The organism is Amycolatopsis sp. NPDC043889, assembly GCF_056435645.1.
This window is the reverse complement of sequence record NZ_JBWKEC010000035.1, coordinates 74,357-93,255: the sequence shown is the minus strand read 5'-3', so window position 1 is coordinate 93,255 and position 18,899 is coordinate 74,357. Positions and strand designations below refer to the sequence as shown.

General features: G+C 69.3%; 14 protein-coding genes and 1 pseudogene. 1 reads left to right on the top strand and 14 read right to left on the bottom strand.

Translation table 11 applies throughout. The features are described from left to right. Nucleotides 1-156: 156 nt before the first annotated feature. The 5 genes and pseudogenes from AC0685_RS37655 to AC0685_RS37635 form a co-directional block, all read right to left on the bottom strand. Nucleotides 157-1,215, bottom strand: a pseudogene (locus tag AC0685_RS37655) (alpha-hydroxy acid oxidase); the annotation flags it as partial. After that, nucleotides 1,212-2,273, bottom strand: a complete 1,062-nt coding sequence (gene hppD / locus AC0685_RS37650; RefSeq protein WP_478229845.1) for a 4-hydroxyphenylpyruvate dioxygenase — start codon at nt 2,271-2,273, stop codon at nt 1,212-1,214. The gene hppD and the pseudogene AC0685_RS37655, both read right to left, overlap by 4 nt. Nucleotides 2,274-2,375: 102 nt before the next feature. Next, on the bottom strand, nt 2,376-3,566 hold the full coding sequence (locus AC0685_RS37645) for a cytochrome P450 (protein ID WP_478229844.1): 1,191 nt from the start codon (nt 3,564-3,566) through the stop codon (nt 2,376-2,378). Nucleotides 3,567-3,580: 14 nt separating this feature from the next. Then, nucleotides 3,581-5,317 (bottom strand): amino acid adenylation domain-containing protein, encoded by a 1,737-nt coding sequence (locus AC0685_RS37640; RefSeq protein ID WP_478229843.1) that lies wholly within the window; start codon nt 5,315-5,317, stop codon nt 3,581-3,583. Continuing rightward, nucleotides 5,314-6,144, bottom strand: a complete 831-nt coding sequence (locus tag AC0685_RS37635) for an alpha/beta fold hydrolase (protein ID WP_478229842.1) — start codon at nt 6,142-6,144, stop codon at nt 5,314-5,316. Before AC0685_RS37635 ends, AC0685_RS37640 begins: the two co-directional genes overlap by 4 nt. A gap of 171 nt (nt 6,145-6,315) precedes the next feature. Between AC0685_RS37635 and AC0685_RS37630 the strand changes: the two genes are divergently transcribed. After that, nucleotides 6,316-7,602, top strand: a complete 1,287-nt coding sequence (locus tag AC0685_RS37630; RefSeq protein ID WP_478229841.1) for an aminotransferase-like domain-containing protein — start codon at nt 6,316-6,318, stop codon at nt 7,600-7,602. A 330-nt stretch (nt 7,603-7,932) separates the two neighbouring features. On the opposite strand, the gene AC0685_RS37625 is transcribed toward AC0685_RS37630, so the two are convergent. From AC0685_RS37625 to AC0685_RS37585, 9 genes are all read right to left on the bottom strand, one after another. Beyond that, nucleotides 7,933-8,973 (bottom strand): methyltransferase, encoded by a 1,041-nt coding sequence (locus tag AC0685_RS37625; protein ID WP_340684957.1) that lies wholly within the window; start codon nt 8,971-8,973, stop codon nt 7,933-7,935. 63 nt (nt 8,974-9,036) lie between these two features. Then, a complete protein-coding gene (locus AC0685_RS37620; protein WP_478229840.1) occupies nt 9,037-10,833 on the bottom strand; it encodes an ArnT family glycosyltransferase in 1,797 nt (598 codons plus the stop codon). A gap of 43 nt (nt 10,834-10,876) precedes the next feature. Then, a complete protein-coding gene (locus AC0685_RS37615; protein WP_478229839.1) occupies nt 10,877-11,698 on the bottom strand; it encodes a PIG-L deacetylase family protein in 822 nt (273 codons plus the stop codon). 109 nt (nt 11,699-11,807) lie between these two features. Continuing rightward, nucleotides 11,808-12,935, bottom strand: coding sequence for a glycosyltransferase (locus AC0685_RS37610; RefSeq protein ID WP_478229838.1), 1,128 nt, complete (start codon nt 12,933-12,935; stop codon nt 11,808-11,810). A gap of 20 nt (nt 12,936-12,955) precedes the next feature. Next, a complete protein-coding gene (locus AC0685_RS37605) occupies nt 12,956-13,768 on the bottom strand; it encodes a class I SAM-dependent methyltransferase (RefSeq protein WP_478229837.1) in 813 nt (270 codons plus the stop codon). Between the two features lie 29 nt (nt 13,769-13,797). Next, the gene (locus tag AC0685_RS37600; protein ID WP_478229836.1) at nt 13,798-15,018 is read right to left on the bottom strand and encodes a glycosyltransferase; all 1,221 of its coding nucleotides are present in this window, start codon (nt 15,016-15,018) and stop codon (nt 13,798-13,800) included. 15 nt (nt 15,019-15,033) lie between these two features. Beyond that, nucleotides 15,034-16,251: a glycosyltransferase gene (locus AC0685_RS37595; RefSeq protein ID WP_478229835.1), complete on the bottom strand. Its 1,218-nt coding sequence runs from the start codon at nt 16,249-16,251 to the stop codon at nt 15,034-15,036. Between the two features lie 21 nt (nt 16,252-16,272). Then, nucleotides 16,273-17,430, bottom strand: coding sequence for a glycosyltransferase (locus AC0685_RS37590; RefSeq protein ID WP_478229834.1), 1,158 nt, complete (start codon nt 17,428-17,430; stop codon nt 16,273-16,275). A 12-nt stretch (nt 17,431-17,442) separates the two neighbouring features. Beyond that, on the bottom strand, nt 17,443-18,684 hold the full coding sequence (locus tag AC0685_RS37585; protein ID WP_478229833.1) for a cytochrome P450: 1,242 nt from the start codon (nt 18,682-18,684) through the stop codon (nt 17,443-17,445). Between the last annotated feature and the right edge of the window lie 215 nt (nt 18,685-18,899).

The window sequence follows — 18,899 nt, the reverse complement described above, 5'->3', positions numbered from 1 at the left end:
GGGGGGGGGGGGGGGAGAGGGGGGGGGGGGGGGGGAGGGGGGAGGGGGGGGGGGGGGGTGTGGGGGGGGGGGGGGGGGGGGGGGATGGTGGGGGGGGGGGGGGGGGGGGGGGGGGGTTGGGGTGAAACCCCGACTCCCCCCCCACGACCCGCTGTACCGAGTGCTCAACCGCCGGACCGCGGCCACCGAATCGCAGCCGGCCAGGCCCATCGCGTTCCGGAGTTCGACGGCGAGCAGGTCGAGCACCTGCCGGGCGCCCTCCTGGCCGTCCGCGGCCAGCCCCCACATGAACGGCCGTCCGATCAGGACACCGGACGCGCCGAGCGCGATCGCCTTGAGCACGTCCCCACCGGTCCGGATCCCGCCGTCCAGCAGCACTTCGCAGCCACCGGAGACCGCGTCCGCGATCTCGCCCAGCATCGCGATCCCCGGTACGGCCCCGTCCAACTGACGGCCTCCGTGGTTGGACACCACGATCCCGGCGGCACCCGCGTCGACGGCCCGCACGGCGTCCTCGACCGCGAGGATCCCCTTGAGCACCAGCGGAAGGTCCGTGTGCGCACGGACCGCCTCGACGGACTCCCAAGTGGCCGGGGCGAATTCGCGCGCGGTGTGGTCGGCGACGGCGGAAAGCCCTTCGGTACGGCGATGCGCGGCCGCACCGGCGTCGAAATTGGCCGCCGTCACCGATTCCGGCAACGCGAAGCCGTTCCTCATGTCCCGCAGCCGCCGTCCCATCCACGGCACGTCGACGGTGAACACGATCGCCTCGCAGCCGGCGTCCTCCGCGCGGCGCACGAGCTCCAGCGACCGCTTTTCGTCGCGCAGCCAGTAAAGCTGGAACCACGGCCGTCCACCGACGGACGCGACCTCTTCCAACGGCACACTGCTGAGTGTGCAGATGGTGTACGGCACGCCGGCGTCCCGCGCCGCCCGTGCCGCCGCGAGCTCACCTTCGGGGTGGAACAGCCGCTGGTACGCGACCGGCGCGACCGCCACGGGGAGCGCGGCGCGCCGGCCGAGAACCTCGGCCTCGGTGGTGCAGCCGGAGAGCTCGCGCAGCATCCGGGGGATCACGAAGATCCGCTCCAGCGCGGCGCGATTGGCCTCCAGCGAGGCCTCGGTCCCGCTGCCCCCGGCGAGAAAATCCCAGATCTCGCCGGGGAGGACCGCCCGGGCGGCACGTTCGAGGTCGTCGAGGCAGAGAGGGGTCATCGCTGGGCGGGGCCGAGCTTGCTCTGCCCGGTGCGCTCCAGCTCCACGGCTTCGTACAGGGCCTTGATGTTGGAGCTGCCGAACGTGCCCGCGCCCTGGCGTTCGATGATCTCGAAGAAGATCGTCTTGCGCGGGTGGGTGGAGGCGGTGAAGATCTGGAACAGCTGGCCGCCGTGGTCCTCGTCGGCGAGCAGCTTCGTCTCGCGCAGGTCGTCCAGCGAGTGCGTCTCCAGCTCGATCCGCTCGCCGAGCAGGTCGTAATAGGCGTCCGGGGTCTTCAGGAACTCCACGCCACGCGCGGAAAGCTCCTTGACCGCGCGGACCGCGTCGGGGCTGGTGAACGCGATGTGCTGGACGCCGGAGCCGTGGTGCTCCTTGATGAAGTCGTCGATCTGGCCGGGGTCGGCGGTCTTGTCGGGCTCGATCAGGGTGAGGGTGACCGCACCCGACGTGCTCTGCACGACGGTGGAGTTCATCGCCTGGGCACCGACCACGATGTGCTCTTCGAAGATCTGCTTGAAGCCGAGGGCGCGCTCGTAGAACGCCACCGTGGCAGCGAGGTCCCCGGCGTTCAGGCAGACCGCGAAGTGGTCGATCTCGTTCAGGTCCACGCCGCCCTTGCCACGGAAGGCTTCCGGCGATTCCTCGGTGTCGTCGCTCTGGATCAGGGTGTGCACCACATCGCCGAAACCGCTGACGGTGGCCGTGACGACCGAGTCCGCGCGCTTCTCCGGCTCGCGGATGGGCTGCGCGCCCGCCTTCACCGCGGTCTCGAAGGCCGCCGCCACGTCGGGAGTGCGCAGCGCGATGTCCGCCACGCCTTCACCGTGGGTCTGCAGGTAGGTCGCCCCCGGGTGCCGGTCGGACAGCGGCTCGGTGAGGACCAGCGCGATCGCGGCGTGCCGCAGCGTCACGCTCCGGTGGTCCTCCGACCGATCCGTGGCGGCGACGGAGAAGTCGTACTTGTCCATCCAGCCGGACGCGGCGGCCTCGAGGTCGGCCACGTACATTTCCACATAGTCGATCTCGAAATTCTGCGTGCTTTCGTGAGAAGACAAGACATTCCTCCGTGGAATAGATGTGATCCTCAGGAACAGGATGGCGCGAAGCCAAATTCGCATCAATGGTGTCCGCTTGACAGTTCAGTCCAAATAGGACTGTCAGTGTCCGTTGAACCGCACCGGGAGTTCCCGGTAGCCCTGCACGACGACCGCCCGCAACCAGGACGGCTCCTTCGTCAGCTCCACTCGCGACACTCGCTCGGCCACCTCCCGCAGCACGACCGCCAGCTCGATCCGCGCGAGCGCGGACCCGAGGCAGTGGTGCATACCGTGCCCGAAAGCGATGTGCCGATTGGGTTTCCTCCCCGGCCGGAACGTGTCGGGGTCGTCGAACACGGCGGGATCCCGGTTCGCCGCGGGCAACCACGCCACCACCGGCGTACCCGGTCCGAGGTCACGGCCGTTGATGGTGACCTCCCCGGTCGTCACGCGCAGGACGTGCATCGCGGGCGAAGACCAGCGCAAGACCTCGTCCACGACGGTGTCGACGTCCACGTCCCCGCCCCGCACCTGCGCCAGGAGCCCCGGCACAGTGGCGAAAGCGTGTACCGCGCCGGTGATCGCGTGCCGCGTCGTCTCGTTGCCGCCGATCAACACGTTGTCGCAGTTGAGCAAGACGTCGTCGATCGACAGCTCGTCGTCGGAAAGCAGTGTGCTGACGAGGTCTTCACCGGGGCTCGCGCGGCGCGCGGAGATCAGCTCGTCGAAATAGACGAGGATCTCGGTATGCGCCTGACGCGGGGTCATCCCGTCGAACAGCTCGTCCTCGCCGCCGAACGCGTGGTTGGTCAGGTCGATGAGCATGTCCTGATCCTCGGCGGGCACACCGAGGATTTCGCAGACGACGGCGGCGGGGATCCGCGGGCCGATCGCCGCGGCCACGTCGCACACGTCGCCGTCGAGCACCCGGTCCAGGACGCCGGTCACCTCGGCCCGCACCCGCTCCGAGAGCTTGCGCGCCGCCGCCCTCGAAAGCAGCGGCCCGACCAGCTTGCGCAATTTCCGGTGCTGATCCTGTTCGGAGACCACCATCATCTGGCCACCCGAGTTGTCGGGGTGGTCGCGGTCGAAGCCGATCATCATCCCGTATTCGGAGGTGAACGGGGCCGACGGCCCGAGCACCGCGGCGCACGCCCGATGCGAGAACACGGACCAGAACCCGCCGGGTGAGCTGCCCGGCTCGCTCCACACCATCGCGTCTTCCGCCGCGTATTCACGCCACCGGTCGTGCCGCTCCAAAGTCGTGTAGAGGTCGGGATTTCCGAGGTCGACGGCTGTCGTCGTCTGCATGAATGGTCTCCAGGTCAGGTGTGTGCGCCGTCGAGCACCTTGGCCAGCCGGGCCACCGTCGGCGCGTCGAAGAACGCCTGCACCCTCAGCCGGATCTTCAGGCGTTCCCGGATCCGGCTCACGAGCCGGGTCGCGAGCAGCGAGTGGCCGCCGATCTCGAAGAAGCTGTCGTCCACGCCGACACTGCTGACGCCGAGCACTTCGGCGAACAGCTCGACCAGGATGATCTCCGTCGGGGTGAGCGGTTCCCGTCCCGCCGCCGCGCGCCCGGCGTGCTCCTCTTCGGGAGTGGGCAGGGCGACCCGGTCGATCTTGCCGTTGGGCGAGACCGGCAGGCTCGGCAAACCGACGATCACGTCGGGCACGAGATATCCGGGCAGTTGCGCGCGAAGCGGCGTCAGGAGCCGCTCGGCGGGGACGCGCTCGCCACCGGCGCCGACCACATAGGCGACGAGCCTGTTCTCGTGCTCGGTCACCACCGCCTGGGCCACCCCGTCCACCGCCAGCAGCGCGGCCTCGACCTCGCCCGGTTCGATCCGGTGGCCACGCACCTTCACCTGGTCGTCGACCCGGCCGACGAAGACGTACTGGCCGTCCGGACGCGTGCGGACCCGGTCTCCGGTGCGGTACATGCGCCCGCCCGGGTCACCGAAGGGATCCGGCAGGAACCGTTCCGCGGTCGCGGCCGCTCTTCGGAGGTAACCGCGGGCCAGGCCGGGGCCCACCGCGTACAGCTCGCCGACGTCGCCGTCCTCGACCGGCCGCAGCCGATCGTCCAGGACGTAGGTGCGGACACCGGTGATCGGCCTGCCGATCGGCGGCGTCTCCTCACCGGTCAACGGCTCGCTCGCGGTGACCGCGACCGTGGTCTCGGTGGGGCCGTAGGCGTTGATCATCACGCGGTCCACCGCCCAGCGTTTCGCGACCGGGGCCGGGCACGCCTCGCCGGCGACCAGGAGGGTCAGCCCGGCGGGCAGGCCGCCCGACTCCTCCAGCGGCGCCAGCGCGGACGGCGGCAACGTGACATGGGTGATGCGCTGGTCGCGCACCAGCCGGGAAAGCGGCTCGCCGGGGACCAGGTCCGGCGCGGAAGCCAGCACCAGGCAGCCACCCGCCTGCCAGATCGGCCAGAACTCGGCGACCGCGGCGTCGAAACTGGGCGAGGCGAAGGCCAGCAACCTGCTCTCGGGCCCCAGTTCCTGACGGCGCACGTAGTCGTCGGCCAGGTTCGGGATCCCGCGGTGCGTGACCAGCACACCCTTCGGCCGCCCCGTCGAACCGGAGGTGTAGATGACGTACGCCGGGTGGTCCGGGCGCAACGGGCCGAGGCGGTCCTGGTCGTCCAGGTTCGGCTCGGACGGTCCGGGTTCCCGTTCCACGCTCAGGACGACTGGGGCGCCGGCCACGTCCTGCCCCGGCAGGCACAGCAGGCAGTGCGCCGCCGCGTCGTCCAGCATCTGCCGCTTGCGCTCCTCCGGATAGTCCGGGTCGACCGGCACGTACGCGGCGCCGGCCTTGTGCACGGCCAGGATCGCGATGACGAACTCGATCGACCTCGGCATCGCCAGCGCGACGAGCCGCTCCGGACCGACACCGTGCGCGACGAGCCGCCGGGCGAGCCGGTTGGCCTCCCCGTTCAGCTCGGCGTAGGTGAGGGTGGTGGTGTCCATCGCCACCGCCTGCCGATCCGGCAGCACGGCCGCGGTCGCCTCGAACAGATCGGGTGTCGTGGCCGCCGAAAGGACGGTCATACGGTCTCTCCCAGTGTCTCGCGCGATCCGGCGCGGAGGAACCGGATCAGCTCGCGGTTCACCGCTTCCGGGTTCTCCAGGTAACCGAAATGCCCGCACTCGGGAATCGTGCGGTACGTCGCGCCGGGGATCGCGGAGGCCAGCTCCAGTCCGCCGGCCGGGGGCGCCACGAGATCGTGCTCGAACGAGATGACGTGACAGGGCACCTTGATCGCCTTGTAGGCGTCGAGGCGGTCCGGCAGCGCGCTCACCAACAGCTGCGCCCGGACGCCGGGCCCCCAAGCACTCGACGCCGCGAACAGGTCGAGCCAGTCGGCCGCGACGTCGTCGTCGGCGAGGGTCGCGGGGCCCAGGTTGTGCATGGCACGGACGGCGGCGAGGAAACCCGGCGGCAACTCGATGCCCTGCTCGATCAGCTTCGCCTCGCCCTCGGCGAGCTCCCGCTGGACGAGACTGCTCTTGCCACAGGCGGCCATCAACACGACCGAATCCAGCAGTTCCGGTTGGGCGAGCGCGAGTTCCTGCGCGATGTACGAGCCCATCGACGTGCCGATCACCCGGCAGGGCACCGCGTCGAGGTACTCGATCAGGGAGGCCACGTCGTCGACGAGGTCCGCGATCGTGAATCCGCCCGCGCCGTCGTCGCTCGGCGGGATCCCGCGGTTGTCCATGGTGATCACCCGGAAACCGGCGGCACGGAGCGCGGGAACCTGATGCAGGTCCCACACCGAACTCGGCGCACCGGTGCCGGTCAGCAGAAGGACCGGCGGGCCGTCACCACAGTCGTTGTAGGACAACCGGATCCCGTTCTCGGTTGTCATCAGCATGATGCTCCTTGAGGGAAAATGACTGCTGCGCCGCGATGAGATGGTGGGACGCGGATACGACCGTACCTTCGGGGATCGAGTGTCTGGAGGATTCGGCGATGGACATTCTCCGGAAATGGCGTCCACGGCCCGTTCTTGACACCTCAACGGCGTATGGAAATCCTAGTATTCATGGATTCAAACGGTCTGTCCACTCACTTGAACGTGGAAACGCTGCATGGATCGCTCACCGATCCGGCCATCTCGTCGATGAATCTGCTCAACGAACTGATCGACGAATACCCTGTGGCCATTTCCATGGCGGCAGGACGGCCGTACGAAGAGTTCTTCGACATCCGGCTCATTCATGAGTACATCGACGCCTATTGCGCGCATCTGCGCGAAGATCGAAAACTGGACGAGGCGGGGGTGACCCGCACGCTCTTCCAATACGGCACCACCAAGGGCGTCATCGCCGATCTCATCGCCAGGAACATCGCCGAAGACGAGAACATCGACGCCGCCCCGGAATCCGTCGTCGTCACCGTCGGCGCGCAGGAGGCCATGTTCCTGGTCCTGCGCACCCTGCGGGCGGGCGACCGGGACGTGCTGCTCGCCCCCGCCCCCACCTACGTCGGGCTGACCGGGGCCGCGCTGCTCACCGACACCCCCGTGTGGCCGGTGCGCTCGACCGAGAACGGCATCGACCCGGACGACCTCGTCCTCCAGCTGAAGCGCGCCGACGAGCAGGGCAAGCGGGTGCGGGCCTGCTACGTCACCCCCAACTTCGCCAATCCCACCGGCACCAGCATGGATCTGCCTTCGCGCCACCGTCTCCTCGACGTCGCCGAGCAGAACGGGATCCTGCTCCTGGAGGACAACGCGTACGGGCTGTTCGGCTCCGAGCGGCTGCCGTCGCTGAAATCCCTCGACCGGTCGGGCTCCGTGGTCTACATCGGCTCCTTCGCCAAGACCGGCATGCCCGGCGCCCGCGTCGGCTTCGCGGTGGCGGATCAGCGGATGGCCGACGGCGGCCTGTACGCCGACCAGCTTTCGAAGCTCAAGGGCATGCTCACGGTGAACACCTCGCCGATCGCCCAAGCCGTGATCGCCGGGAAACTGCTGCTCAACGACTTCAGCCTCACCAAGGCCAACGCGCGGGAAATCGCCATCTACCAGCGCAATCTGCAGCTGACGCTGGGCGAACTCGACCGCAGGCTCGGATCGTGCGCCGGCGTCAGCTGGAACACCCCGACCGGAGGATTCTTCGTCACCGTCACGGTCCCGTTCGTCGTCGACGACGAACTGCTGGAAATCGCCGCTCGCGACCACGGCGTGCTGTTCACCCCGATGCACCACTTCTACGGCGGCAAGGGCGGATTCCACCAGCTCCGGCTTTCGATCAGCCTGCTCACTCCGGAACTGATCGAAGAAGGCGTCGCGCGGCTCGCTGCGCTCATCGGGCCGCGGCTTCCCTGAGGTCGCGCTGGTAGGTGAAGGCCCCCATCCCTCGGTTCGGGATGGGGGCCTTTCCTGCTTTTCGGGGAAGCAGCGGGTGTTGCGACCGGCCTTCACGTACTTCGAAATGAGCTGTCATGGCGCGCAGGGGACGTGACTCGCGTGATTGAGCACGTGACTCGCGTGATTGGAGGCGGCCCGTCTCTGATCACGCGAGTTACGCCTCTAATCACGCGAGTTACGCCTCTAATCACGCGAGTTACGCCTCTGATCACGCAAGTTACGTCCCTGGGCCCCGATCGGGGGCCAGGTTGCGTGTCCCTGTTTCCCCACACCGCCGCCCTTACCCGGTCACGGCTTAGTACCGGTCACCAGCGCGTGCTCGAACGGCAGCTCCACCGAGCGGACGTCGACGCAACCCACCGACTTGAGCCACGCCGAGGCCTCGGCCTGCGGCCAGGCCATCCCGCGTCCGGTGGCGAGGATGTTGAGGTACAAAGAAAGCCGCGCGGAAAGCGGCCCGCCGGTCTCGTCGTCCGCGGCCGCGAAGCCGTAGATCGAGATCTTCCCGCCGGACGGCAGCACCTCGTAGGCCTTGGCCAGCAGCATGACGGACTGCTCGGCCGTGAAGGTGTCGAGCACATGACTGAACAGGGCGTGGTCGGGGCCGTCGGGGAACGCGTCGGTCAGCAGGTCGGCCGGGTGCAGGGTGAGCCTGTCGGTGACCTCGGCGGGCACGCGCTGTTCGGCCAGCTCCACGCTGCTCGGCAGGTCGAGCAGCGTGGCCTTGAGGCCGGGGTTGGCCTTCAGCAGGGCCGCCGCCGTGGTGCCGTCGCCGCCGCCGACGTCGAGCAGGTGCCGCGACGACTTCACGTCGATGTGCTCCAGCAGCCCCGGCATCGTCTGCAGCGAGAACGCCGACATCGCCGTGTAGAAGATCCGCGCCTTCTCCGGGTCGTTGCCGAGCCGCGCGTACAGCGTGTCCCCCGGGCCGTCGAGAGCGTCGAGGGCCTCGTTGGTGCCGGCGCGCAGCGCGGAGGTCATCCGGGCGAACGCCGGGTAGTAGATGGTCTTCCAGCTGAGCAGGATGTGCTGCCAGCTCTCCGGTCCGCTCGTGGCGAGCAGTTCGGTCGCGACCGGGTGGTTCACATAGTCGACGCCCCGCTTCTCGATCAGGCCCGTGGTGGTCAGGGCGAGCATCAGCACCCGGAGCTTGTGCGGCTCCAGCCCGGTGAACTCACCGAGAGCCGCCGCGTCGGCGCCGCCGCGCTCTTCCAGGAAGTCGAAGATGTCCAGCTCGATACCGGACACCACCGCGTTGAACAGGGCGGGACCGTTGGCGATCAGCTGGAAACGACGGTGAACCTCGGTGGAGTCGAGCGATTCCTGCATCGGCAGATTTCCTTTCCGGCCGGCGGAGACTTCCGCAGACGTTGAGAACGACACCGGCCCGCCTCAGAAGGAGCCGGACGCCGGTCCGGCATTGGCGTCGAAAGAGCTGCCGGAGTAATCGGGATGGAGTACGGAGAAGGCATAGGTGGCGGGCGCGGCGATCATCGCCGCGACACCGAGGACGAGAGCGGCGGTGACCAAGGACTTCGACGCGTTCTCACGCATTCGGGCCACGATCAGCACGACGAGGGCGGCCACCCCGATCACGAGCGTGCCCCATTTCGCCCACGGCAGGAAGTTCGGGTAATGGGACCACAGCCAGGCGCCCCAAGCCAGCTCCGCCGCGATGGCGATCGGAAGGATCCAGCCCTGCCTGCCGCCGTTGTGGTACGCCCGCCAGAAGGTGACGATGCCGAGCGCGGAAAGCGCCGCGATCGCAGGGGCGAGAGAGGCCACGTACGCGGTGTGCGCGACGGCGCTCGCGCTGAACACGAAGAGGAAGGTCACCAGCCAGACGCCCCACATCACCAGCCCGCCGCGCACCGGATCGGTGCGCTCGGCGCGGCGCCACCACCAGAGCCCGCACAGCAGGGACAGCAGGGCGAGCGGGAACAACCAGGCGATCGCGACGCCGAGGTGACCGTCGAGCAGTTTGGTCGCCCCCATCGGGTCCGCCCGTGTCTCCATTTTGGACTCATCCGGCTGCGGACCGCCAGGGCCGACAGGCTGGCCGCCTTCGGCCTTCGGGCCGAAGTCCCCGTTCTGTTCGTCCTGGTGCTTGGTCCCGAAGTTCCCGTTCTCGTCCAGCCCCTGGCCACCGCCGGGGCCTTGCGGATCCCCGGGACCACCCTCCGGCCCGCCGGGGCCGTCACCCGGACCGCCCTGAGGACCGCCAGGGCCACCAGGGAAGTCGCCAGGTCCGCCACCGGGACCACCCGGGCCGAGCGACGGAAGGCCACCGCGGCCGTTGGGGTCCTCGGCGCCGGGCAGGTGGATGCCGACGCGGCCGAGACCGTTGTAGCCGAACACCATGGCGAACGCGCTGTTGTTCGTGGTGCCGCTGATATGCGGCCGCGAGCCGTCCGGGGTGAAGGTGTAGAGCGCGATCCACGACAGCGACACCGCCAGCGTCACCACACCGGCGAGCGCCAGGTGCTTCACCCGGCGGCGCAGCTCGACCGGGGCGCTCAGCAGGTAGCCGATCGCCAGCGCGGGCAGGATCATCCACGCCTGCACCATTTTCGCCTGGAAGCCGATACCGACCCAGACACCGGCCCAGACCAGCGACCGGAGCCGCGCCTCGAGAACGGCGCGCTGGTAGGCGTCGACGGCGAGCACCAGGCACAGGGTGAGCAGACCGTCCTGCATGCTGTGCCCGAACATGGACGCGAGGACGGGGGTGAGGGTGAAGATGCCCGCGGCGAGCAGGCCGGGCACCACGCCCGCCCAGCGCCGCACGACCCGGTACAGCACCAGTACCGAGATCACGCCCTCGATCACCTGCGGCAGCGCCAGCGACCATTCGTGGTAGCCGAAGATCTTGGCCGAGATGGCCTGCGGCGCGAACGATCCGGCGAGTTTGTCGAGCGTGTACGTCGCCCCCGGGTCGACGGTGCCGTAGAAGAACGCCTTCCAGCTCTCGGACATGCTCTTGGCCGTGTCCGAGTACAGCGGCGCGAAGTCGACCCTCGGCAGGTTCCAGGCGTAGAGCACCAAGGCCACGAAGGCGATGCCCAGCAGCGCCGGCCGGGCCCACCGCGGCTGATCGGCGGGTGAGCGCCAGAACGCCCAGCGGCCGCGCACACCCTCGGGCGCGGGGTCCAATGACGGTGACGGCAGATGGGTGAGTGTTGCGGACACTCCGGTACCTCCGGGCGTGATACGGCGGCTGTCGCGGATTCGCTTAACCGTTGTTGTCGTCGAGGAGAACGGGCCAGGTGGTTTCGCCGAATCCGCCCCGCGGCGAGTTCTTCCGCGCGTGCTCGTCCAGCCTTGCGAACAGATTCTTGTTCCTGCCGTTGAGCATCGTCAGCTGGGAAGAATAGCACTCGACCGCTTCTTGCTTCCGTTTCCAAGTCTCCGTGGTGGCGGACTCGAATTCGGAAGTGCCGAGTCGGAAACCGGCGGGGAGTTCGATCGTTCCCGGTTTGAACATCGAATAGGGAAGGTCTTCCCACAACCGTATCGGAACGTTCTTCGCGCGCGCGGCGGACAAGGCAGCGTCACGGGTGGCCAGGTTGTCGGGATGGTCGACGACGGCCGCGCACGTGACGATCAAGGTCGGCTCGAACTCGGCGACGACCGCCTCGATGTCGTCCTTGATGTCGGCGACGAGGCCGTCGTCGCCCGGTGAATCCTGGGCGACCGCGAGCTTTTGCCCGCCCTCCACGTGATCGGTGAGCCACCGGCCGTCCGGCAGCCTCCGGTAGATGGAGTCGAGGAACCGGCCGTGCCGGTACGCCAGCCCCAAGTGGGCGAGCGCGGCGATGTCCTCGTTCCGGCGATGGAGCGGCGCGTCGTCCTCCGGGGAAAGACCCCAGACCGCGTGCATTCGCTCCGCCGCCGCGGAATAGGGAGGCGGAGCCGTTCCGGCGAAGACCGTGTTGACGAGTACCTCCGCGCCGTCCCGCGCCGCTTGGGCGAGGCTCGCGCCGAGGGAGAGGACCGCGTCGTCCAAATGGGGGGATATCGCCAGCAGCCGGGTCGCGCCGGGGCCTGGAAGCATGGTGCTGATTTTGGTTACCGCCTTGTCGCGCTTCAACTGGTGAGCCTGGACAGAGCCTGCGGCTCGTGAGTGGTAAGGACGGTTAGAACCGTCCTTACCACTCACGAGCTCAACACGTAACCGCGGCGCGCACGAGTTCTGCTGCCACCGTCGTCCCGTCGGTGCGGATCGTGCCTGCGACGGTTTTCGCGCGTGCCGAGGTTTCCGGGGCCAGCGCCGTGACGAGCGCGGTGGACAAGGATTCGACCGTCGGGTTCGGGCCGTCGTGCGCCACCCCGATGCCCAGTTCGGCCACCTTGGCGGCGAAATGCGGGTGGTCCGCGATCTGCGGGACCACGATCTGCGGGACCCCCGCCAGCGCCGCCACATGCGTCGTACCGGTGCCTCCGTGATGGACGGCGGCGGCCACCCGGCCGAACAGCGCGCGCAGGTTCTCCTCGCCGACGGCCAGGCAGTCGGCGCCGTCGTCGGGCAGCGTCAAACCGGCCCAGCCGTGGGAAAGGACCACCCGGCGCCCCTGGGCGCGGATCGCCCCGACGGCCACCTTCGCGATGTCGACGGGGGCAGGCGAGCAGCCGAAACCGACGTACACGGGCGGCGTGCCGGCCTCGAGGAATGCTTCCAGCTCCACGGAAAGCGGACGATCGTCGGGCTCGATCCAAGCGCCGGTCTGGACACCGCCATCCGCCGGTGCCAGCAGCGGGTCCGCCGCCAGAAAGGGCTTGTCGGTGGTGCTGAAGTCGTACAGGTTCTTCACCGGCGGGAGATCGATCGCGGCACGCAGGTCGTTGAGCGCGCCGCCGAACATCCCGTCGGCGCCGTTGTTGTACATGCCCCGGTGTTCTGACGACGGCACGAGCACCGGCGAGGGAACGACGTAGAAGTACGGGATGCCCAGTTTCTCGGCCACCGAACGGACACCGATCGCGCCGGACAGCAGGCCGGTCGCCACCACCGCGTCACAGCCTTCGGCGGCCGCCGGGATCTTGTCGAACTGCTCGGCGATCCCCGCGATCGCGGCCTCGGGCGATTCGGGCGGTCCACCCAGCGCGCCCGCTTCTTCGAGCACGGGCTTGCCGACGACGACGTGCGGCACGCCGACCTCGGCCAGCCGTCCGGTGTAGTCGGGAGGCGCGCACATCCGCACCTCGTCACCTTGCTCGCGCAACCGCAATGCCAGTGCCACCAGCGGTTCGACCTCGCCGCGGGTTCCGTACGACCAAAACAACACGCGCATTTCGTATCCCCTGGTGTACTTCAGCGCCGGACCGCGGCGATGCCGACCGTGGCGTAGTTGATGGTGAACGACCCACCGATTTCGTCGATGGCCGAGCCGAGATACGCCAGGAACCGGGCGCGCGCGTCCTCCGCGAGGTGGTTGAGCCCGCCCTGCGTCGGGATCTGGTCCAGCCATTCGTCACGGGTGCAGACGCGCGACCACTCGAACCGCAGTTCCTCCGGCTCGCTGAACGCGCCGGTCCGGAGGATGCCTTCCGCGGCCTTCACGTACTGCTTGGCGTAGACCTGCTGGACGTATTCTTCGACGTCTTCGTCCTTTTTGGACGGCGGCTCGAACTTCACGTCCGGCATGGCGTGCCGGTATGCCTCGCCCTGCGCCGTCATGACGGCTTCCGGGAGTTCGAAACCGTTGTCGAACAACGCGATCAGCCCGTGGGGGGCGAGCACCTCCGCCACCTTGGCCGCGCCCGCGAACGGGTCCACCCAGTGCCAGGCGGTCCCCGAGGTGACCGCGTCGAAGGTGCGGCCCGCCGGGTCCCAGTCCTCGAACTTGGCGACCTCGACGTCCAGCCCCCGCCTGCGGGCGACCTCCGCCATCCGCGCGTCCGGCTCGACGCCGAGCACCGTGCAGCCCGCCGCCTGGAACGGGCGGGACGAAAGGCCGGTACCGCAGCCGACGTCCACGAAGTTCTTGCCGGGGCTCATCGAGACGATCCGGTCGACCAGTGCTTCGGGGTAGGTGGGCCGGGCGCGGTCGTACCGTTCGGCGTCTGCGCCGAACCACTGCGCCATCTGCCGGTTCTCGTGCGGTTCTGCAGCCAGATCGGACATTTTCCTCACCCTGGTCGATTTCGGGATGGTCAAACGGAGACGCGGCCGACCGCGGCACGCAGCCGGTCGGCGGCCACGGTCGTCCCGTCGGTACGGATCGAGCCCGCGACGGCCGCGGCCCGCGCCCGGGTCTCCGGGGACAGCGCCGTCGCGAGCGCGGCGGACAGCGAATCGAAAGTGGGGGCCGGGCCGAACTCCTCGAACGCCACGCCGATGCCCAGCGCGGCCACCTGCTCGGCGAAGTACGGCTGGTCGGTGATCTGGGGCAGCACGACCTGCGGGATGCCCGCCCGCGCGGCCACGGTCGTCGTGCCCCCACCGGCGTGGTGGACGACGGCGGCGACGCGCCCGAACAGCGCCTGGAGGTTCGCCTCGCCGACGGCGAAGCAGTCGGCTCCGTCGTCGGGGAGGGCCATGTCCGCCCAGCCCCGCGAGAGGACCACCCGGTGCCCCTGCGCGCGGATCGCCTCCACAGCCAGCTTCACCGTGTCCGCGATTTCGGGCGTGCTGCCGAAACCGACGTAAACCGGCGGCGGACCGGCGGCCAGGAACGCCTCCAGGTCGGCGGGAAGCGGGCGCTCGTCGGGCAGGATCCACGCGCCGGTCTGCACGGCGCCGAGTTCGGGCCGGGGCGGGGCCAGCACCGGATCCGCCGCCATCCAAGGCTGCTCGGTGAAGCCGTACTCGACGAGGTTCTCCACCGGCGGCAGGTCGAGCGCCGCGCGACGGCCGTTGAGCGCGTCCGCGTATCGCCGGGAGAAGACCTCGTTGTAGAAGTCCCACAGCGCCCGGTTGTCGTCCATGGCCTCCTCGGGCGGCCGTCCGTCGCCCCGCGACAGGGGCGGCGGGTAGTACGGCGACGGCAGATAGATCGGGCAGTAGGCGGCGTAGAAGTACGGGATGCCAAGGCTTTCGGCCACCGACCGCACGCCGATGGCGGCGGACAGGACGCCGGTCGCCAGCACCACGTCACAGCCCTCGGCGGCCGCTGGGACCGCGTCGAACTGCTCGGCGAGCTCGTCGGCGGGGTGCCGCGGCTCCGGCCCCTCCCCTTCCGTCATCCCCTGCATCATGGCGCGCAACGACTGACCGACCGGGACGAACGGAACGGCGAACTCGGCCAGCCGTTCCCCGGTGTCCGGCGGCGCGCACACGCGCACCTCGGTGCCGAGTTCCCGCAACCGCACCGCCAGCGCGACCACCGGTTCGACGTCTCCACGGAGTCCGGTCGTCGACAACAACACACGCATTTCGTCTCCCAGGGTTCAGACGGAAACGCGGTCGACCGCGTCGAGGAGGAAATTCGCGGCCACGGCGGCCCCGTCGGTGCGGACCGTGCCCGCCACGGCAGTCGCCCGTTCCCGGGTTTCGGGGGCGAGTGCCGTCTCGAGCGCGGCCGACAGTGACTCGAAGGTCGGTGTCGGGCCTTCGTGCGCCACGCCGATCCCCAGTTCGGCCACCCGGACGGCGAAGTACGGCTGGTCCGCGATCTGCGGGACCACGACCTGTGGAACACCCGCCCGGGTGGCCGTGGTCGTCGTGCCCGCACCACCGTGATGGACCGCGGCGGCCACCCGGCCGAACAGCAGCTGCTGGTTGCCCTCCCCCGCCGCGAAGCAGTCGCTCCGGTCGTCGATCAGTGCGAGGTCCGCCCAGCCACGGGAAATGATCACCCGGCGACCGTGGGCGCGCACCGCCTCTATGGCGACCTTGGCAGCCTCTTCAGGGGCGCGCATGCTGCCGAAGCCGACGTACACCGGTGGCGGGCCGGCATTGAGGAACGCCTCCAGCTCCGGGGAAAGCGGCCGCTCGTCGGGCAGTGTCCAAGCGCCGGTTTGGACGACGTCGAGATCTGTCGGCTGGAGCGGAGCGAGGGACGCGTCGGCAGCCAGCAGGGGATGATCGGTGAAGCCGTAGCCGAAGACGTCCTCGACCGGCGGCAGGCCGATCGCGGCCCGCTGGCTGTTGAGCGGCTCGCCGAAGCGCTTGAGCGCGCTCCGGCTGTTGCGCTCCCACAGCGCCCGGTTGTCGGCCCCTTCCGGCGCGGGAGGTTCGCCGAGCGGAGGCGGCGGCGCGTAATGGGGCGACGGGATGAAGCGCGGGCAGTAGAAACCGTAGAAGTACGGGATGCCCAGTTTCTCCGCCACCGACCGGACGGCGACCGCGGTGGCCAGCATCCCGGTCGTCACCACGACGTCACAGCCCTCGGCGGCCGCCGGGACCTCGGCGAACTGGACGGCCATCGCCTCGGCCGAAAGCCGGGGCCCGTCTTCGGGAGACGGCGGCTTCGCCCCCTTGATCGCGGTGCGGGTCGATTGGCCGACCGGCACCAGCGGGACACCGACCCCGGCCAGCCGCTCGGAGGAGTCCGGTGGCGCGGCCATCCGCACCTCGGCCCCCGCCTCCCGCAGCCGCACGGCCAAGGCCACCAGCGGTTCGACGTCGCCTCGGCTTCCGGACGTCGCCAGCAACACGCGCTTCACGTAATTCCCCGTTCTTTCAGCTCAGGCGGGAACCGACGGCTTTTCCCGGCTGACCGCGTCGTGCAGCAGGTCCACGGCGACCGTGGTCCCGTCGGCGCGGATCGTGTCGGCCACGGCGATCGCCTCGGCCTTGGTCTCCGGGGCCAGCGCCGTGGTGAGCGCCGCGGACATGGCTTCGAAGGTCGGCGCCGGCCCTTCGAGGGCGACACCGATCCCCAGTTCGGCGACCCGGTCGGAGTAGTACTGCTGGCCGACGATCGACCGCACGATGATCTGCGGGGAGCCCGCCCGGGTGGCGATATGGGTCGTGCCCGTGCCGTCGTGGTGGATGGAGACGGCGACCCTCCGGAACAGCTCCTGAAGGTTCACCTCGTCGACGGCGAAACAGTCGTCCTCATCCTCGGGCAGGTCCAAACCGGCCCAGCCACGGGAAAGGATCACCCGGTGCCCCTTCGCGCGGATGGCCTCGATGGCCACCGTCGCCGCGTCGGCGGTGCCGGACGAGCTGCCGAAACCGACGTACACCGGCGGCGGACCGGCGGCGAGGAACGCCTCCAGGTCCGCGGGAAGCGGCCGTTCGTCGGGCAGGATCCACGCGCCGGTCTGCTCGGCCTCGTGCCGCGGCTCCAGCGGAGCGAGAATCGGATCCGCGGCCAGCAAAGGCTTTTCGGTCGAGCAGTAGTCGAAGAGGTCCTTCACCGGCGGCAGGCCGATCTCGGCCCGCTTCGCGTTGAGCGCGTCGCCGAACAGGCCGTCGGCGCCCTGGTTGTACATTTCCCGCTGCGGCGCATCGAGGTGGCTCGGCAGGTGGATCGGGCACAAAGCGACGTAGTAGTAAGGAATTCCGAGCTTCTCGGCCACCGACCGTACGGCGACGGCGCCGGACAACAGACCTGTCGCCACCACGACGTCGCAGCCTTCGGCGACGGCGGGCATCTGGTCGAACTGGTCGGCGATCCCGGCGGCGGCGAGCTCAGGGTCTCGGCCCTCGCCGTCGTTCATCCCGCGGTCCGGCCGGGCGACCGGCACCAGCGGCACGTCGATCTCGGCCAGCCGCTCCGCGCTGTCCGGCGGCGCGCACACCCGCACCTGCGCGCCGGCTTCCTTCAACCGCGCGGCCAACGCCACCAGCGGTTCGACATCCCCGCGTGACCCGCACGCCCACAACAACACGCGCATTTCGCTTCCCTTCTACCAGGCGACCGGCAACTGATCCGGGCAGTCGATGAACGCGTTCCGGAGGGTGACTTCGTCGTTGGACACCGCCAGGCGCAGCCCGGGGAATCGCTGCCACAGGGACTGATAGGCCATGCGCAGCACCGACCTCGCGACCGCGGCGCCGATGCAGTAATGGATGCCGTGCCCGAATCCGACGTCCGAAACCGGAGGACGCCTCGCGTCGAGGACGTTCGGGTTCGGTGTCAGCGCTTCGTCCCGGTTGGCCATCAGGATCGAGCAGAGGACGTAATCCCCCGCCTTGATCAGCTGTCCGCCGACGACGACGTCCCTGAGCGCCATCCGCGGATTCGGCTGCTGCACGGGCGAGAGATAACGCAGCAATTCGTTGACGACGCGATCCGCCTCTTCACGGCCTTCGAAGAGCATCTGCTTCTGGTCGGGGTGATCCAGGAGCGCGAGCACGCCGAACCCCAGCATTCCCGCGACGGTCTCGACGCCACCGAGAAGCAGCGCCGTGCACAGGCCCTTCAGCTCGTCGTCCGTGACCTTGTCCCCGTGCTCGCGCACGAGCATGCCGAGGAAACCGTCGTCGGGATCCTCGCGCTGGCGGGTGATGAGGCCGAGCAGGTACCGGTTGAACGCCGCGCTGTCGGCCGCCCTCGCCTTGAAGCCCCGGCTGAGGTCGACGTTCCGCCGGATCCGCCGGATGAACTCGGTGCGGTCGTCGCGCGGGATGCCGAGCAGTTCACAAAGGACACCGCCGCCCACCGGGTCGGCGAAAAGTCCTTGTACGTCAGCGGGTGGGCCTTCGGCCTCGACCTCGTCGAGACGTTCGTCGATGAGTTCCTGGATCGCGGGTTCCAGCCGCCGGATCCGCCGGACGGTGAACTCCGGGGTCAGCATCCGCCGCAACCGCGTGTGCTCGGGCGGGTCGTAGGTCGAGATCTGGCCGACGAACTGCGGCGCCATGGGCACGTCTTCGCCGTTGGTCGTCCGTTCCGCCTCCGCCTCGGTGAGCCGGGGCCGCGTCGTGAAGTTCTCGTGGTCGCCGAGGATCTTGCGTACGACGTCGTAGCCGAGCGCCTGCCAGACGTAGCCCTTGCCGAGCTGGGTGGACGCGTCCCCGAGGATCCGGACCAACGGGCCCTTCTCCCGCAACGTGAACATGTCCTCGTGCGGATCGCAGTGCGTCCTCATCATGTAGTTCGCCGTCGGCTCCACGGCCGGCGCGACCTCGTCGATTGCGTGCTCCATACCGAGTGGAAGCTCCTTCGGTGACCAGGAAGTGCGGTCCGGCCGTTCGCCGCGCCGCAATCTTCATCCGCGATCGGGCGGGACGTCCAGCGCGGCCATGGACGTCAGGGTGCGGGGTGGGTCCGGTGGGTCGTGAGTGGCGATTCGGGTTCTATTGAGGAGAAGGGCAAACGTGTCGGGTGCGGTGGGCGGTCCGCTCATGGCCGCCTTCGATC

Coding starts and splice junctions, on each gene's coding strand:
- AC0685_RS37640 (WP_478229843.1), bottom strand. CDS start 5,317: ATGACCGTCCTTTCGGCGGCCACGACACCCGATCTGTTCGAGGCGACC.
- AC0685_RS37625 (WP_340684957.1), bottom strand. CDS start 8,973: ATGCAGGAATCGCTCGACTCCACCGAGGTTCACCGTCGTTTCCAGCTG.
- AC0685_RS37630 (WP_478229841.1), top strand. CDS start 6,316: ATGGATTCAAACGGTCTGTCCACTCACTTGAACGTGGAAACGCTGCAT.
- AC0685_RS37605 (WP_478229837.1), bottom strand. CDS start 13,768: ATGTCCGATCTGGCTGCAGAACCGCACGAGAACCGGCAGATGGCGCAG.
- AC0685_RS37590 (WP_478229834.1), bottom strand. CDS start 17,430: ATGCGCGTGTTGTTGTGGGCGTGCGGGTCACGCGGGGATGTCGAACCG.
- AC0685_RS37645 (WP_478229844.1), bottom strand. CDS start 3,566: ATGCAGACGACGACAGCCGTCGACCTCGGAAATCCCGACCTCTACACG.
- AC0685_RS37635 (WP_478229842.1), bottom strand. CDS start 6,144: ATGCTGATGACAACCGAGAACGGGATCCGGTTGTCCTACAACGACTGT.
- AC0685_RS37600 (WP_478229836.1), bottom strand. CDS start 15,018: ATGCGTGTGTTGTTGTCGACGACCGGACTCCGTGGAGACGTCGAACCG.
- AC0685_RS37615 (WP_478229839.1), bottom strand. CDS start 11,698: ATGCTTCCAGGCCCCGGCGCGACCCGGCTGCTGGCGATATCCCCCCAT.
- AC0685_RS37585 (WP_478229833.1), bottom strand. CDS start 18,684: ATGGAGCACGCAATCGACGAGGTCGCGCCGGCCGTGGAGCCGACGGCG.
- AC0685_RS37610 (WP_478229838.1), bottom strand. CDS start 12,935: ATGCGCGTGTTGTTTTGGTCGTACGGAACCCGCGGCGAGGTCGAACCG.